Origin of the sequence: Streptomyces torulosus (genome assembly GCF_001419765.1) — a bacterium.
GTDB lineage: Bacteria > Actinomycetota > Actinomycetes > Streptomycetales > Streptomycetaceae > Streptomyces > Streptomyces torulosus.
This window is the reverse complement of record NZ_LIRK01001000.1, coordinates 1-1,220: the sequence shown is the minus strand read 5'-3', so window position 1 is coordinate 1,220 and position 1,220 is coordinate 1. Positions and strand designations below refer to the sequence as shown.

General features: G+C 71.3%; 2 protein-coding genes. Both read right to left on the bottom strand.

Annotated features, from left to right (window positions below):
• Positions 1–116: 116 nt before the first annotated feature.
• Entirely contained in the window at positions 117–878 is a 762-nt protein-coding gene (locus AOK23_RS43525; RefSeq protein ID WP_055717866.1) for an IclR family transcriptional regulator, read from the bottom strand.
• Positions 875–1,220, bottom strand: a 346-nt coding sequence (locus tag AOK23_RS43520) for a PfkB family carbohydrate kinase (protein WP_240496856.1), incomplete at its 5' end; no start/stop codon positions are given. The genes AOK23_RS43520 and AOK23_RS43525, both read right to left, overlap by 4 nt.

Genomic DNA, 1,220 nt, shown 5'->3' with positions numbered 1-1,220 from the left:
CCAACGTCCCGGGACAACACATCTAGGGGGTTCGGAAGGAGTCCGTCTAGGGGGTTCGGAAGGAGTCCGTCCAGGAGGGCGGAAGGAGTCCGTCGAGGGGCGGGTTCGGGTCGGGTTCAGACGGGGTCTGTCGTCGGGGTTCTGCCGGAGTACTCGCCGCTGATCGCGTCCGCCGTGCGGCGTACCAGGGGGAGCAGGGTGAGGAGTTCGTCGGCGGTGACGACGACGTTGGGGGCGGAGACCGACATCGCGGCGACCACCCGGCCGTCGGCGCCCCGGACGGGGGCGGCCACGCAGTTGATGGACTCCTCGTGGCCGCCCAGGTCGGTGGCCCAGCCCTGTTCGCGGACCTTCGCCAGCTCCTTCAGGAACGCTGCGGCGTTGGGGGTCGAACGGGACGTGTACATGGGGTAGTCGAGCTTCTCCACGCGGGCGCGGCGCTCGGCTTCGGGAAGGTCGGCGAGGCACAGCTTGGCGACGGCGGCGACCGTGATGGCGACCGGTTTGCCGATGCGGGAGTACATGCGGACCGGGTAACGGCTCTCCACCTTGTCGATGTAGAGGACCTCGTTCTCCTCGTACACGGCGAGGTGGACGGTGTGGCCGCACTGTTCGTTGAGGCGTACGAGGTGGGGGTGGGCGATCTCGCGGATGTCGAGGTTCTCCACGGCCTCCTGGGCGAGGGCGAAGAGGCGGGCGCCGAGGCGGTAGCGCTGGTCGGACTGGCGGTAGACGAGGCCGTGCTCGTGGAGGGTGCGCAGGAGGCGCAGGGCCGTGGACTTGTGGACGCCGAGGCGGTCGGCGACCTGCCCGAGGTCGGCCGGGCCCTCGGCGAGCAGCGGCAGGATGCTGAGCGCGCGGTCGACGGTCTGGCTCATGTGGTGCGTACCTCCTCGTCGGCCCCGTCCGGTGTCTGTGTCCAGCCGGGGGCGAGTCGAAGTGTCCCCCACGTGTCGTCGTCCAGGGCTGCCAGGTGGTCGGCGTGGTGGCGGGTCGGTGGGGTGCCGAGGTCGCCGGGGGTGGTGAGGGCCGCGGCGGCCATGAGGTGGCCGTGGCGGAGGCGGGCCTTGGGGGGTAGGCCGCGGAGGGTGGCGGAGAGAAAGCCAGCGGCGAAGGCGTCGCCTGCGCCTATGGGGGATACGACGGCCACGTGGGGGGACGGGACGAAGGTGGTGGTGTCGGAGCCTTCGGGTGCGGGTCGGGCGCCTGACGTGTGGGGG

What these genes read in the sequence shown, in the direction of transcription:
- AOK23_RS43525 (WP_055717866.1), bottom strand. Translation starts at nt 878, where the DNA reads ATGAGCCAGACCGTCGACCGCGCGCTCAGCATCCTGCCGCTGCTCGCC.